The sequence below is a fragment of the Streptomyces sp. BPTC-684 genome (genome assembly GCF_030028635.1).
Taxonomy (GTDB): Bacteria; Actinomycetota; Actinomycetes; order Streptomycetales; family Streptomycetaceae; genus Streptomyces; species Streptomyces noboritoensis.
In genome coordinates this window covers 216,717-230,494 of record NZ_CP124863.1, presented here as the reverse complement: position 1 = coordinate 230,494, position 13,778 = coordinate 216,717, and the positions used below count along the sequence as shown (strand labels likewise).

13 protein-coding genes are annotated in these 13,778 nt (G+C 68.7%); 8 read left to right on the top strand and 5 right to left on the bottom strand.

Annotation, left to right across the window (positions count from 1 at the left end):
• Positions 1-92: 92 nt before the first annotated feature.
• Positions 93-857 carry a hypothetical protein gene (locus QIY60_RS01005; RefSeq protein ID WP_283140647.1) on the top strand — a complete coding sequence of 255 codons (765 nt, stop codon included), beginning with the start codon at positions 93-95 and terminating at the stop codon, positions 855-857.
• Between the two features lie 88 nt (positions 858-945).
• Positions 946-2,334: a DUF3987 domain-containing protein gene (locus tag QIY60_RS01000; RefSeq protein WP_283140646.1), complete on the top strand. Its 1,389-nt coding sequence runs from the start codon at positions 946-948 to the stop codon at positions 2,332-2,334.
• Positions 2,335-2,391: 57 nt separating this feature from the next.
• On the opposite strand, the gene QIY60_RS00995 is transcribed toward QIY60_RS01000, so the two are convergent.
• The 3 genes from QIY60_RS00995 to QIY60_RS00985 form a co-directional block, all read right to left on the bottom strand.
• Positions 2,392-3,054 carry a class I SAM-dependent methyltransferase gene (locus tag QIY60_RS00995; RefSeq protein ID WP_283140645.1) on the bottom strand — a complete coding sequence of 221 codons (663 nt, stop codon included), beginning with the start codon at positions 3,052-3,054 and terminating at the stop codon, positions 2,392-2,394.
• Positions 3,055-3,138: 84 nt separating this feature from the next.
• Positions 3,139-3,621 (bottom strand): hypothetical protein, encoded by a 483-nt coding sequence (locus tag QIY60_RS00990; protein ID WP_283140644.1) that lies wholly within the window; start codon positions 3,619-3,621, stop codon positions 3,139-3,141.
• A gap of 275 nt (positions 3,622-3,896) precedes the next feature.
• Complete coding sequence (locus QIY60_RS00985; RefSeq protein ID WP_283140643.1) at positions 3,897-4,139, bottom strand: hypothetical protein; 243 nt, start codon at positions 4,137-4,139, stop codon at positions 3,897-3,899.
• Positions 4,140-4,300: 161 nt separating this feature from the next.
• Here QIY60_RS00985 and QIY60_RS00980 point away from each other — a divergent pair, with 161 nt between their 5' ends.
• The 5 genes from QIY60_RS00980 to QIY60_RS00960 all read left to right on the top strand — a co-directional run bounded on the left by QIY60_RS00980 (position 4,301) and on the right by QIY60_RS00960 (position 10,672).
• Positions 4,301-5,479, top strand: coding sequence for a helix-turn-helix transcriptional regulator (locus tag QIY60_RS00980; protein ID WP_283140642.1), 1,179 nt, complete (start codon positions 4,301-4,303; stop codon positions 5,477-5,479).
• A gap of 286 nt (positions 5,480-5,765) precedes the next feature.
• Entirely contained in the window at positions 5,766-6,161 is a 396-nt protein-coding gene (locus QIY60_RS00975; protein WP_283140641.1) for a hypothetical protein, read from the top strand.
• 255 nt (positions 6,162-6,416) lie between these two features.
• Positions 6,417-6,539 carry a hypothetical protein gene (locus QIY60_RS00970; protein WP_283140640.1) on the top strand — a complete coding sequence of 41 codons (123 nt, stop codon included), beginning with the start codon at positions 6,417-6,419 and terminating at the stop codon, positions 6,537-6,539.
• Positions 6,540-6,737: 198 nt separating this feature from the next.
• Positions 6,738-8,447, top strand: coding sequence for a cytochrome bc complex cytochrome b subunit (locus QIY60_RS00965; RefSeq protein WP_283140639.1), 1,710 nt, complete (start codon positions 6,738-6,740; stop codon positions 8,445-8,447).
• Positions 8,448-8,614: 167 nt separating this feature from the next.
• Positions 8,615-10,672, top strand: coding sequence for a phospholipase C, phosphocholine-specific (locus QIY60_RS00960; RefSeq protein ID WP_283140638.1), 2,058 nt, complete (start codon positions 8,615-8,617; stop codon positions 10,670-10,672).
• Positions 10,673-10,736: 64 nt separating this feature from the next.
• Here the strand turns inward: QIY60_RS00960 and QIY60_RS00955 are convergent, their stop codons facing one another.
• Positions 10,737-11,642: an alpha/beta hydrolase gene (locus QIY60_RS00955; protein ID WP_283140637.1), complete on the bottom strand. Its 906-nt coding sequence runs from the start codon at positions 11,640-11,642 to the stop codon at positions 10,737-10,739.
• A 123-nt stretch (positions 11,643-11,765) separates the two neighbouring features.
• On the opposite strand from QIY60_RS00955, the gene QIY60_RS00950 reads away from it, so the two are divergent.
• On the top strand, positions 11,766-13,187 hold the full coding sequence (locus QIY60_RS00950) for an FAD-dependent monooxygenase (RefSeq protein WP_283140636.1): 1,422 nt from the start codon (positions 11,766-11,768) through the stop codon (positions 13,185-13,187).
• A 99-nt stretch (positions 13,188-13,286) separates the two neighbouring features.
• Here QIY60_RS00950 and QIY60_RS00945 read toward each other — a convergent pair whose 3' ends face one another.
• Complete coding sequence (locus tag QIY60_RS00945; RefSeq protein ID WP_283140635.1) at positions 13,287-13,748, bottom strand: MarR family transcriptional regulator; 462 nt, start codon at positions 13,746-13,748, stop codon at positions 13,287-13,289.
• Positions 13,749-13,778: the final 30 nt, after the last annotated feature.

The window sequence follows — 13,778 nt, the reverse complement described above, 5'->3', positions numbered from 1 at the left end:
TCGAACCGCAAGACTGAATGTGGTGGCCGTCAGAGACTCACTCCGGCCGACTCTGAGACTTTCCAGTCCCGCCCAATCTAAGGATCAGCGCCGTGCGCAAGACCGTTCTTGTTCCCGTTGTGAAGACGCTTTGTGATGCTCACCTGTCCAAGGACACCAGCGAGGTAGAGGCGACGGACACGCTGACCCTGGGAGCCCGCACGTGGGACCTGTGCGAGGGCCACGCCCAGAAATTCGCTGGCTTCCTCGTGGATGCTCTGGGAGACGCTGGTGAGCCTGCCCCTGATGAGTCGGAGCCTGAGTCCGTGCCGGTCGTCGGTGGACCGACGACCGTGGTCGAGTCGCCCGCCGTGGTCGAGCCCGGCCTCAACGCCGAGGATGAGAGCAAGGAAGCGGCAGCGCCTGAACCTGTGCGGTCCGTCATGGTGGCCGGAGAGATCGACCGCTACGACTGGCAGGCAGCGCGGGACGCGCTGCGGAACGCGGGCTACGAGGTAGTAGGCCGCGCCGACGACTCCACCGTGTTGCTCATCCTGGGGGAGGGCGGAGAGCGCAACGGGCACAAGGTGAGGGACGCCCGGGAGCGTGGCATCCCGTGCATGGACGTGCGCGCTCCCGGCCGCTTCAAGTCGGCCGTTCTCTCCGGTGAGTTCATTGGTGGCGACCCGCTTCCCGAGCCTGCCAAGGTGGACCGTTCGGGGATGAGCGATCGGCAGCGGAACCGTGTGATCCGGGCGTGGGCCCGCGAGAACGGTTGGCCCAGCCTGCCCGTGCAGGGGCGTGTCCCGATGCAGGTCCGCTACGCGTACGAACTGGCCCACCGGGACGCATCCGAGGGAAAAGCGGCAGCGGCCTGAGCGCCGCCCCCGCTGTGCCGGGCGCCAAGTGCGCCCGGCCTCCCCGGCCAGAGGCCACCCAAGCAACCCTCTTTGAGATTGAGGCAGCATGAGCACCCCCGTTCTGTACGGTCCCATCGGTCGCGCGGTCCGCAAGATCGCCCCGTTCCTGGAAGCCGATGCGCTCGGGGTGTACGTGGCCGCTCTGTCGATGTGGTCGGCCGCCATCGGAGGAACCGTCACGGTGTCATCCCGTGGCAACACCCGTCCGGTGCTGATCTGGAGTGCGTTGGTGGCTGGCACAGGCAGGGGGAAAGGCTCCGCGCTCCGGGCAGCGCTTCACGTCCTGGACTCTTCCCTTGGCCGCTTCCTGGCCACGCACACCACCTCCGGGATCACCTCCGGCGCGAGCATGGTCAACCACCTGTGGGAGCAGCAAGAGGCCACGGTCGAGACCGAACGCGGCCGGGACGTGCGGACGTTGGTGGTCGAGGAGGAGTGGTCGGAAGTGCTCCGCAGGGTCAAGCGGGACGCGTCGTTCACCACCAAGCTCCGCGCCGCCTGGGACGGCGCGACTTTGAGGAACACGACGAAGGACGATGCGCAGGAAGTACGCGACCCCGCCATGGTGCTCCACGCTCACGTGACGCCCTCAGACTGGGCCAAGTACGTAGGCCAGTCCGAAGCGGCCGGAGGCAGCTACAACAGGATCTTGCCGTTCCTGCTCGGCTCGGTTCCGATGCTCGATGACGACCGCGTGAGCCTGCCCAAGGTGGACGGCTCCGAACTATCCGACGCTTACGGGTGGGCCACCGCCCGCCCCCGCGTGATCACTCTCTCCGAGGATGCCCGGCCGCTGTGGCGGACCGTACGCCGGTATGCCCGCATCCTGGGCGAGACGCTGCCGGAAGCTCAGGCCGTGTTCATCGAACGCACAGCAGAGCAGACACTCAGGGTTGCGGCCTGTCTGGCAGCGTCGGAGTTTTCCGACATCATCACGACAGAGATTCTGTCGGCAGCGTTCACGCTCGTCCGCCGTTCCGTTCAGGACGCCGTACGCATCGCCGCAGGCCGGACCGTAAACGGTGGCGTCACCTTTCACGGCAAGCGGCAGCCACTCAGCCTCGCCGACAAGGTCCGCGCCCGGATTGAGATGCACGGCGGTCGGGCCACGTCCAGTCAGGTGCTCCCCTTCGTGGGAGCGACCGCAGCGGAGGTCAAGGCACTGCCCGAAATCGCGGTGACTGTGGAACGGGAAGGGAAGACCGGTCGGCCGAAGACGGTCTTCACACTCTGCGGTGACACTCCCGTTCACGCAGAGCAGCCAAACCCGGCCCCCGGCCCTCAGCCGGCCAGCGCGGAGCGTGAGGACGTGAACCGCGCCACGGTCGTGCAGATGGACGCTTACCGCCCGGCACCCAAGCAAGCCCCGGAGGTGCGGCCGGTGAAGCGGCTGGAACCGCTCGCCGACTCCAATCCCTTCCTTGCCCTGCTCTAACCGACCAACGAAACGCCCCGGCCCGAATAGGCCGGGGCGTTCTTGCTTTGCTTCGGTTCAGCTCACTACTGCGCGAGCGATCAAGGTTCCGATGTGGTCTTGCTTCGGGGCTTCTAGTACCTGCACTTCCGCCTCCTCGAACCCGGCTTTGAGCAGGAGGCTTTCCCACTTCCGGGGTGTGTAGCTGTACCGGTATGTGTACATGGCCTTGCCCGCGAATCCGCCCTTGTACATGCCCTGCGGTCCGTAGGCGCCGGGGATGGCCGGGGGGTGGGAGAACGTGAGCACACCGCCAGGGTTCAGCCGCTCGGCAATCAAAGGAAGCAACTTGGCGGGATCGGTGAACCATGCCGCCCCGAAGATCGAGTAGACGGCGTCGTACGTCTCCGTCGTGCTGCTCAAGTGGCCCAGCACCTCAGCACAGACGAACCGCGCTCCCAACGGGCCCCACCGTTTTGTGGTGTTCGCGACCATGACGGGCGAGAGGTCCACACCGGTTGCCTTCACGCCTTTCTGTGCAAGGTAGGCGAGCGCTCGCCCCGTGCCGCATCCGATTTCCAGTGCGGTTGCCGGATCTCCCAGCAGTTCGGGGCCGGGCCCATGCCCGGCGTACTGCGTCCAGCAGAAGACGGGATCGGATTCGAACACCTTGTCCTTGGTGCTCTCCGCAAAGGTGTCCCAGAGTTCGCGTTCGCTGTCGATGTCGTGTCGTGCAGGCAACGGGGCTTCCTCTGTGTCAGGGCGGGCAAGAGGGTGCCCCCGCCCCTCGTGCGGAGTTGGGGGCGAGGGCACTCTAGTCCCGTGTCAGTGGCTGTCGGGGACCTTGTTGTCACACGGCGAGCAGTCGGACGCGTCCACCTCCCACAGCTCGTCATCGACGGTGAATCCGTTCTTGCGCAGCAGTTCGGCCGTGCGCATCACGGTGCCGTCCCGGCGTCGCTCGATCAGCGGGGCGTGGTGCTTGTACCGCCCGCCGTTGTACTCCTCGCACAGCGCGAAGTAGAGCGGCGTGTCGAGGATGAGCTGATGAACGCCTACGTCCACGGTCTTGCCGACGCCCATATCCACGCCGGGGCATTCCATGGCGGTGATCAGGTACGCGATCCCCTGGCCAAGGATGCGCTCGGCCAGGCTGCGAACGGCCACGCTGTCACGCAGCAGAAGCGCGACTTCTCGCTCCCACAGGTCGGCCACGCCCACGTCTGCGACCAGATGCGGCACGCGTTCCTGTACCGCGTTGAGGATGATGCGCGGATCACGGGTCCGCGTCTGAACTGCTGTGCTCATCGTGCGTCTCCTCCTGCTGTGGAGTGGTGCACTGCACTTGCTGACCCGGCCGGTCGACTCCGCTTCACGGTGGCGTGCGACCGGTCGGGCATTGTTCCCCGTTCTCAACCGGGCCCTTCACCGGTCGGGAACGGGAGCTCATCGGTACGTCGAGCCGAGCTTCCCGGCAGCCGCCATGACCAGGAGCGCTACGGCTGTCCCCCAGGTCAGGAGGGCCAAAATCCCGCCCCAGAACGACCCATCGCGGCTGACTTTCCAGCCCCGTAATCGGCGGCTCATCTCCCGCCCCTGATGGACGCGAGGCCACGCACGTTGCGGTTGTGCCTGGCGAGGGCCGCGAGCTGGATCTTCTCTCGGCCGTTCGCTTCACGGACGGCCACGACGCGGGTATCCCACCTCAGTCCGGAGGGCCGTTTCAGGGTCAGCTTCGTTCCGCGCTGCTCCTGGACGATCCCGACCATCTGTGAGCCGCTGTCGAACACGGCCGTACCGGGCTTCCACTCCGTTGCCTGTCTCATCACGCCCGCCTTGTCACTCCGTCGTTGGCTGACCTGTACAGCCAGTCAACGCCCGCATACGCAGCGGAACTTGCACAGAGTTTGCACAACGGGCATGCGGGCACCCGTGTCGCCTGTGACGATGGCTGACAGGACCCGTATCCGCGAGGAAGACTGAGCCCATGAGCACTGATCTCGCCCCCGGCGCCAATCTGGCGGCGCTCCGAAAGGAACGCGGCTGGTCGCAGGCACATCTGGCTAAGCAAGCGAACATCTCGGTCTCCCTCCTGTCCAAGATCGAGGTAGGAGACCGAGCCCTGACACCTGCCGTTGCGGCTGCGGTCGGCAAACCCATGGGACTGTCCATGGCCGAGGTACTGGGGACCTCAGCGGTTGCACGACGGGCGAAGCAACCGTTGGAGGGCTTGCGTGCGGCCATAAGGGACTACGACCTGCCTGACCGGGGGACGGTCGAAGAGAGCAGGCTGAGCGCCGACATGGGCACGGCGGACAGGTACCGCAAGAAGGTCGATGTCGCCAAGCTGCTACCCATGCTCCCCAAACTGTTGAGGGACGCCACGACGCACGCGCACACCGCGAACACAGCCGAGGCTTGGATGGTGCTGGCGGACGTCTACAGCACCGTCTACTGGATCGCCGCGCGGCATCGCTGGATGGATATGGCAGAGCTGGCCGTGACTCGGCAACGGTGGGCAGTCGAGCAGCAGCCGAACCCGCTGGGAGAGGCCGTAGCGGCTCGGGACCGTGCAGGCACGTACCTGAACTTCGGCGACGTTGAGCGCGGACTCAGCCTCGTAGACAGGGCCATTGCCGAGGCTCAGGGGGCTCTCGACACCACGGACCGCGACCTTGCCGTATGCATCCTCAACCTTCGTGGCATGACCCTGGCGGGCAGGCTCAAAGACAAGAAGGATGCGAAACGGGAAGCGGAACGGCACATCAGGTCGGCCCTGGCTACTTCCCAGGGCATGAACCGCGAACTGGACGTGCACGGCCTGACGGTCGGCCCACAGAACGTGTTCACACACCGATTGGCTACCTGCGTGGATCTCGGCAGGCCGCGTGAAGCCCTGGCCCTGACAGACGACCTGTCCGCCGCTCTGGCGGGGATGCCACCCACCCGTGTGGCACCGACGTACATCAACGCGGCACGCGCACAGCTCGACACGGGGGACCGTGACGGGGCCTTGGAGAATCTTTCGATCGCGTGGAATGTAGCCCCGCAGTTCGCCCGTATCCACCCGATGGGCCGGGAGGTGTTCCGTGTGCTGTCGTCCCTGCACCGCAGGAGCAACCCACAACTGCTGAGGCTGTCGAAGATGTCGGGGATCAAGGTCTGATCCCAGGCTGGTCACGTGACCAACGCATGACCAACAGCGGTCCGAAACGGCCCGAAACAGGGGGAATGCATGACCAACGACAGACGTCAACTCTAAGGTGTGTCGCGTGTGTTCTCGCAGGTCAGCTAGCTAATATGCTGGTGCCCGAGTGGAGAGTTCAAGTCCCCCCTCGGACACCAGCGAAAACCCCAGTTGATCTGGGGTTTTCTGCGTTTCTGGGGGACAGCGCGTGCGGCTCGCGCCCCCTCGCGACCCCCGCTATAGCCGCATGCGATACACACGCCCCATGTCTGTAGTGAGCGTCTTCCTGACCCGTCTCGATGTGCGGGACGCCGTGTGCGCCCTGCTCGTACCGCCCGCCGGAACGGCGGAGGCCGCCACCGAGTCCGCCCTGAAGGCCGAATTCAACGGCAGGCCGGTCAAGGCCGCCTTGGAACGCGTTCATCGGTACGTCGACGAGCAGCTCGGCGACGCCAGGGCGTGGGGCGTGCGCGAGCAGTCCGTGCGGGATGAGCTGGTCGGGCTTCTTGCTGCGGGTTCCGACGCGGACGGGGAAGGGCCGGCACTCGAAGAGGCCGACCCGGAGGGCGATCGGGACGTGGCCCATCAGATCATCGTTGCCCTCGCCCAGGCGTACCCGCTCCCACGCGAGCTGCGGGACGCGCTGTCCGTCGCGGAGTGAGTGAAGACGGGCTCGGAGGGGAGGGGCGCTGGAAGCAGACCGGTGTGCCTGGTTTCGGTCGGGTGGAAGATCCCGTTCGTTGGGGCTCTATGGCATTTGAGGCTTTGTTGAGCTTGTGCTGCGGCTGGCAAAATGAACCGCTCGGTAGGTATTCTTAGGCGTTCCGTCGTGAGCCGCCGTCGTCGCGGCATCGCCGGAACCGCCATCCCCGCCGTCACCCCCCACCCCACCGAACACCTCGCAGGGGAGCAGCACTTGAACACCACAGCCATAGCCGCAGCCACAGTCGCAACCGCAGCGACAGTCATCGCCACCGTCACCGCCATGTCCGAGCCCACCTGGGAATTCGTCGCGCGCGAAGTCCCGCTCGGCGGCTGACTCGCGGGCGTCCGCCGGGCGTGTCCCAGGCGCCCGGCGGGCATCCGGCGGACGCCGCAGTCGACCCCACCAGGAACGCAGCGTCACCACGTGGCCCGGGTCACTGAACTCGCGGCCGGGTAGGGGCTGTTGGCCCGGGTGTTCGGATGTCTACCCTGTTACAGGCCTTGAGGGATGGAACGCCTGAGGGGGAGACGCATGAGCACGGATATCAGGAGCGGCACCGAGGACACAGCGCGACCCGAAGAGCCGGCCAAGGGCGAGAAGCTCGCCGACTGGGCGGACGGGCGTCTTGGCATCTACTCGATCGCCCGGACCCAGATGCGCAAGATCTTCCCGGACCACTGGTCCTTCATGTTCGGCGAGATCTGCCTCTACAGCTTTCTCGTCCTCATTCTCACCGGTATCTATCTGACGCTCTTCTTCGAGCCCAGCGGCGTGGAGGTCGTCTACAACGGCTCGTACACCCCGCTGAGCGGCATCCGCATGACCAGGGCCTACGAGTCCACCATCGACATCAGCTTCGACGTGCGCGGCGGGCTGCTGATACGTCAGGTCCACCACTGGGCCGCGCTGGTCTTCTGCGCCGGGCTGCTCGTGCACATGATGCGGGTGTTCTTCACCGGGGCCTACCGCAAGCCGCGCGAGCTGAACTGGCTGTTCGGCTGGACCATCCTCTTCACGGCCCTCATCACCGGCCTCACCGGCTACTCGCTCCCGGACGACCTGCTCTCCGGCACCGGCATCCGGTTCGCCGACGGCGCCATCCTCTCCATCCCGGTGGTCGGTACGTACATCTCCTTCTTCCTCTTCGGCGGAGAGTTCCCCGGGCACGACATCATTCCCCGGCTCTACTCGGCGCACGTGCTCCTGCTGCCGGGCCTCATCCTGGGGCTGGTCGTCACCCACCTGATCCTGGTCTTCTACCACAAACACACCCAATTCGCCGGTCCTGGGCGGACCGAGAAGAACGTGGTGGGTGCTCCTCTGATGCCCGTCTACACCGCCAAGGCGGGCGGGTTCTTCTTCCTGGTCTTCGGGCTGCTGACGATCATGGGTGCGGTGGCGACCATCAACCCCGTCTGGGCGATGGGGCCCTACCGGCCGGACCTCGTCTCGACCGGTGCCCAACCCGACTGGTACCTGGGCTTCTCGGAGGGCCTGATCCGGGTGATGCCCGGCTGGGAGATCAACGCCTGGGGCCATACGCTCGCCCTCGGCGTCCTCATCCCGTTCATGCTCTTCCCGGTGCTGCTCGCCGCGATCGGCGCCTATCCGTTCATCGAGGCGTGGATCACCGGGGACAAGCGCGAGCACCACATCGCGGACCGGCCGCGCAACCACCCCGTCCGCACCGGTCTCGGCACGGCCTGGCTGGCCATGTACTTCGTGTGTCTGATCGGCGGCGGCAACGACCTGTGGGCCACCCACTTCCACCTCTCGATCAACTCGATCACCTGGTTCGTACGGATCTCCTTCTTCGCCGGACCGGTGCTCACCTTCATCGTCACCAAGCGCATCTGCCACGGACTCCAGCTCCGCGACCGCGACAAGGCGCTGCACGGCCGGGAGAGCGGCATCATCAAGCGGCTGCCGCACGGTGAGTACGTGGAGGTGCACGAGCCGCTCGACCAGGGCCAGCTCTACAAGCTCACCCAGCACGAGCAGCCCGTGCCCTTCGAACTGGGCCCGGAGGTCGACGGGAACGGCGTACGGCGCAAGGTCCCCCGCTCCCAGCGGCTGCGCGCCAAGCTCGCCAAGGCCCTGTACGGGCCCGGCTCGCACGTCCCCAAGGCCACCGTCGAGGAGTACAAGCAGATCCAGAGCTCGGGCCACGGCGACGGCCACGGCGACGGTCACGGCCACGAGCAGGTGGAGGAGCAGGAGCAGGAGCGCCAGCCGCGTTAGCGGCACCGTACGGAACATGGGCCCCGCCGGTCGTCTCGGCGGGGCCTTGTTCGTCTTCCGTACCGCCGCTCGACACGGATACGCCACTGGGTCTTCCGTATTGCTCGCTGTTCTTGGAACACTCCAGTCGCTTCTGTCCCCACACCCTTGCAGAGGTCACCTCACTCATGGCTGAACTCAATCGGCGCCGGTTCATGCAGCTCGCCGGCGGCACCGCGGCCCTCACCATGCTGTCCGACAGCATCGCCCGCGCCGCCGCCATCCCGGCGCAGGGCAGCACCGGCAGCATCCAGGACGTCGAGCACGTCGTCGTCCTGATGCAGGAGAACCGTTCCTTCGACCACTACTTCGGCTCGCTCAAGGGCGTGCGCGGCTTCGGCGACCCGCGCCCGGTCACGCTCCCCAGCGGCAAGTCGGTCTGGCACCAGGAGGGCGGCGGCAAGGAAGTGCTGCCGTTCCGGCCCAAGGCGGACAACCTCGGTCTCCAGTTCATCCAGGACCTCAACCACGACTGGGCCGGCGGCCACAAGGCGTTCAACAACGGCAAGTACGACCAGTGGGTGCCCGCCAAGACGTCCACCACGATGGCGTACCTCACCCGTGAGGACATCCCGTTCCACTACGCGCTCGCCGACGCCTTCACCATCTGCGACGCGTACCACTGCTCGTTCATCGGCTCCACCGACCCGAACCGCTACTACATGTGGACCGGGTACACCGGCAACGACGGCACCGGCGGCGGGCCCGTCCTCGGCAACGACGAGAAGGGGTACGGCTGGACGACGTACCCCGAGCGCCTGGAGAAGGCCGGGGTGTCCTGGAAGATCTACCAGGACATCGGCGACGGTCTGGACGCGGCCGGCGGCTGGGGCTGGATCAACGACGCCTACCGCGGCAACTACGGCGACAACTCGCTGCTGTACTTCAACAGCTACCGCAACGCCAAGCCGGGCGACGCGCTGTACGAGAAGGCGCGCACCGGCACCAACGCCAAGGCGGGCGAGGGCTTCTTCGACATCCTCAAGGCCGACGTGAAGGCCGGGAAGCTGCCGCAGGTCTCCTGGATCGCCGCGCCCGAGGCGTTCACCGAGCACCCCAACTGGCCCGCCAACTACGGCGCCTGGTACATCGCCCAGGTGCTCGACGCGCTGACCTCCAACCCCGATGTGTGGGCGAAGACCGCGCTGTTCATCACGTACGACGAGAACGACGGCTTCTTCGACCACATAGTGCCGCCGTTCCCGCCCTCCTCGGCAAACCAGGGCCTGTCCACGGTCTCGACCTCGGCCGACTACTACGCCGGTGACATCAGCCACGGCGCCGGTGCCTACGGGCTCGGCCAGCGCGTCCCGATGCTCGTCGTCTCGCCCTGGTCCACCGGCGGCTACAGCTGCTCCGAGACCTTCGACCACACCTCGATCATCCGCTTCATGGAGCGCCGGTTCGGGGTTCAGGAGCCCAACATCTCGCCCTGGCGGCGGGCCATCTGCGGCGACCTGACCTCGGCGTTCGACTTCGGCAAGTCCAACACCGCGCCCGCCTCGCTGCCCTCGACGGCCGCCTATGTGCCGCCGGACCACAACCGGCACCCGGACTTCGTGCCGGTGCCGCCCGCGACCGGAAGCGTGCCCAAGCAGGAGCCGGGCTCGCGCCGGACCCGGCCGCTGCGGTACGCGCCGTACGTGGACGGCTCGGCGAACGTGTCCACCGGCAAGTTCACGCTGACCTTCGGCGCCGGTGCCTCGGCGGGGTCCCAGTTCTTCGTGACCTCCCCGAACCGCACCGACGGGCCGTGGACGTACACCACCGAGGCGGGCAAGACGCTCTCCGACACGTGGAACACCGCGTACTCCAAGGGCACCACCGACCTCACGGTCTTCGGCCCCAACGGGTTCCTGCGCACCTTCCGCAACCCCGGCAAGACCGCGGGTCCCGAGGTGACCGCCCGGCACAACGCGGCCACCGGCAACCTCGACCTGACCCTGACCAACGCGGGCACGTCGAGCGCGCGCCTCACGGTCACCAACGGGTACGGCGGCGCCTCCCAGGCGCTCACGGTCCAGCCGGGCGCCACCGTCAAGTACACGGTCGACCTGACGGCGAGCAAGCGCTGGTACGACGTGTCGGTGGTCTCCAGCACCGTCTCCACGTTCCTGCGCCGGTTCGCCGGACACGTGGAGACCGGCACGGAGGGCGTCAGCGACCCGGCGATCCTGACCGCCTGACGGATCCGAAGCACTGCGGCCGGGCCGTCCCCCCAGGGGCGGCCCGGCTCGCGTGTACGGGGTGTCAGCGCGCCAGGAGCTCGCGCAGGACCGCCACCACCTCCGCCGGGGCCTCCTCCGCCATGAAGTGGCCGCAGGAGACGGTCCGGTGGACCAGGTCGGGGGCCCAGGTGCGCCACAGCTCGGCCGTCCCGGCGTCGGGGGCGGCGCCCCAGTCCTGCTGGAGGACGGTCACCGGCATGCGCAGCCGGTTGCCGGAGCGGCGGTCGGCCGTGTCGTGCTCGACGTCGATGCGGGCCGAGGCGCGGTAGTCGGCGACGATCGAGGGGACGGCCGCGCGGCAGGCCCGCAGATACGCGGCGCGCACCTCGGCGGGGATCGCGTCCGGGTCGCGGGTCCACAGGTCGAGGAAGTGGCCGAAGAACTCGTCGGCGGTGGCGGAGATCATCCGCTCCGGCAGGCCCGGCGGCTGGGCCATCAGATAGAGCGGGAACCCGGCGGCGCCGCACGTTCCGCGCAGCACGTCCCAGGTGTCCAGGGTCGGCACCACTTCGAGGGACGCGAGGTGCGTGACGGCGTGCGGGTGGTCGAGCCCGGCGCGGATCGCGACCAGCGCGCCCCGGTCGTGCCCGACGAGCGCGAACTCCTCGTGGCCCAGCGCACGGGCGAGGGCGACGACGTCGGCGGCCATGGTCCGCTTCGCGTACACCGAGCCGTCGGTGTCCACCGGCTTGTCGCTGTCGCCGTAGCCGCGCAGATCCGGGCAGACGACCGTGTGGTCGGCGGCGAGTTCGGCGGCGACGTGGCGCCACATCAGATGCGTCTGCGGAAAGCCGTGCAGCAGCACCACGGGCGGGCCCGAGCCGCCCACGGCCACCTGGAGCGCCACCGCTCGTGCGACCGGCACGCGGCGGTAGGCGAAGCCGCCGATCCCGGGGACCGGGGAAGCGGTGCGGTCGGTGCGTTCCATGGGGCCTGACCTTTGCCGAGCGAGCGGTCGGATCGGGCCAAATCGTATGACTCCGGCAGGTCGCGGGCGTCGCGGCGCGTCATACTGGTCGGCCACGGATCGCGGCGGACAAGGGGACGTACGTTGTTGGAGACGGTGAACGGGACGGGCGCGTCCCGGGGCGGGGGGCGGCACGCCGTCGTCATCGGGGCGAGCCTGGCCGGGCTGCTCGCGGCCCATGTGCTCGCGGACCACGCCGACCGGGTCACGGTGATCGAGCGCGACCGGCTGCCCGACGGGCCCGAGCCGCGCGGCGGCGTGCCGCAGAGCCGCCACACCCATGTCCTGCTGACGGCCGGTCAGCGGGCCTTCGACGAGCTGCTGCCGGGCATCACGGACGAGCTGCGCGAACACGGCGCGCCCCGCATCGGCATGCCGAGCGACATAGCGCAGTGGCAGGCCGGAAGCTGGTACCGCCGCACCGAAGCCACGGCCCACATCTTCTCCCCCTCGCGGCCCCTCCTGGAGTGGCTGGTGCGCCGTCGGGTTCTGGCCAATCCGCGCATCGAGACCGTGCAGGGCACCGAGGCGGTGGGGCTGCTCGGCGACGCCCGTCGGGTGCGCGGGGTGCTGCTGCGCGAGCGGGGAGCGGCGGCCGCCGCCGTGGGCCGCGAGCCGCAGCCGCTCGCCGCCGACCTCGTGGTGGACGCCTCCGGCCGTGGCAGCCGGGCCCCCGAGTGGCTCACCGCGCTGGGCGCGGAGCGGCCCGAGGAGGAGACGCTGGACACCGGGCTCGCCTATGCGACGCGGGTGTACCGGAGCCCGGCGGAGGGGTCGGACTACGACGACATGGACGGCCACTTCATCGTCCCCAACGCCGGCCAGACGTACGGGGCGGTGGTCATGCCGGCCGAGGGCGACCGGTGGATGGTCACGCTCTCCGGGCTGCGCGGCGCCGAACCGCCCACGGACGACCGGGGGTTCACCGAGTTCGCCGACCGGCTGCCGCACCCGATCGTGCGCCGCTGGCTCGACGGGGCGAAGCCCGAGTCCGCCGCGCTCTCCTACCGCACCACCGCGAACGTGCGCCGCCGCTACGACCGCCCCGGCCGCCGCCCGGCCGGGTTCCTGGCCACCGGCGACGCCCAGTGCGTGTTCAACCCGATCTACGGGCAGGGCATGACGGTCGCGGCCCTGTGCGCCGTCGCCCTGCGCGACGCGCTCGGCGACACCCGGCGTACGCCGACGACCCGCCGCGTGCAGAAGGCGCTGTTCGCGGCGGCGCGCCAGGCGTGGGACATCTCGGCCGGGTCGGACAAGGGCATGCCGGGCGCCGAGGGCAGCGCGGCGGGCGGCACGGCGGCCGACCGGATCTCGGGCTGGTATTTGGAGCGCGTCCAGCTGCGGGCCACCGGCGACCCGGTCGTGGGCGCGGCCTTCCGCGAAGTCCTGTTCCTGACGGCCCCGGTGACGTCGCTGTTCGCGCCGCGCATCGCGAAGGCGGTGCTGTTCGGCCCGGTACGGCCGGCGCCGCAGGAGCCGCCGTTGCGGCGGGAGGGCAACTGAACGGCCCCGCTTAAGGGGCGCGGGGAACTGCGCGGCCGGCCACGCACGGTCCGCAGTCGAACCACGGCGTCCGAAAGGGGGCGGCGGGAGCCTCGCCCGTCAGCTCGCCTCCGCCTCCTCGCTCGCTCCGCCCAGGCCCTCCGCCGCGTCCGCGACCCGGCGCAGCAGGTCGAGGAAGACGGTCTGCTCGGCGGGGGCCAGCGGGGCGAGGAAGACCTCGTTCATCCGGGCCGTGCGGACGGTGAGTTCGCGGTGCACCGCGCGGCCCTCGTCGGTGACGGCGAGCTGGGAGCGGCGGCCGTCGCGCGGGTCGCGCGTCTTGCGCAGCAGGCCGCGCCGGGTGAGCCGGCTGATGACCTCCGCGATCGTCGACCGGTCCAGGCCCACGCGCTCGCCGACGGTCCGCTGGTCCAGGCCCGGCGAGGCGACCAGGGTGTTGAGGACGGCGAACTGGGGGGACGTGGTCTGCTCGGAGACCATGGTGTTCCAGAGCAGATAGTGGACCTGCTGGAGCCGCCGGGCCAGATGTCCGGGGTGGCCGCTCAAGTCGACTGCGGACACGGCGCGTTCCTCTCGTGCTGCCGCTCAAAA

Coding starts and splice junctions, on each gene's coding strand:
- QIY60_RS00985 (WP_283140643.1), bottom strand. CDS start 4,139: ATGAGACAGGCAACGGAGTGGAAGCCCGGTACGGCCGTGTTCGACAGC.
- QIY60_RS00975 (WP_283140641.1), top strand. CDS start 5,766: ATGTCTGTAGTGAGCGTCTTCCTGACCCGTCTCGATGTGCGGGACGCC.
- QIY60_RS00965 (WP_283140639.1), top strand. CDS start 6,738: ATGAGCACGGATATCAGGAGCGGCACCGAGGACACAGCGCGACCCGAA.
- QIY60_RS00990 (WP_283140644.1), bottom strand. CDS start 3,621: ATGAGCACAGCAGTTCAGACGCGGACCCGTGATCCGCGCATCATCCTC.
- QIY60_RS00960 (WP_283140638.1), top strand. CDS start 8,615: ATGGCTGAACTCAATCGGCGCCGGTTCATGCAGCTCGCCGGCGGCACC.
- QIY60_RS01000 (WP_283140646.1), top strand. CDS start 946: ATGAGCACCCCCGTTCTGTACGGTCCCATCGGTCGCGCGGTCCGCAAG.
- QIY60_RS00980 (WP_283140642.1), top strand. CDS start 4,301: ATGAGCACTGATCTCGCCCCCGGCGCCAATCTGGCGGCGCTCCGAAAG.
- QIY60_RS00955 (WP_283140637.1), bottom strand. CDS start 11,642: ATGGAACGCACCGACCGCACCGCTTCCCCGGTCCCCGGGATCGGCGGC.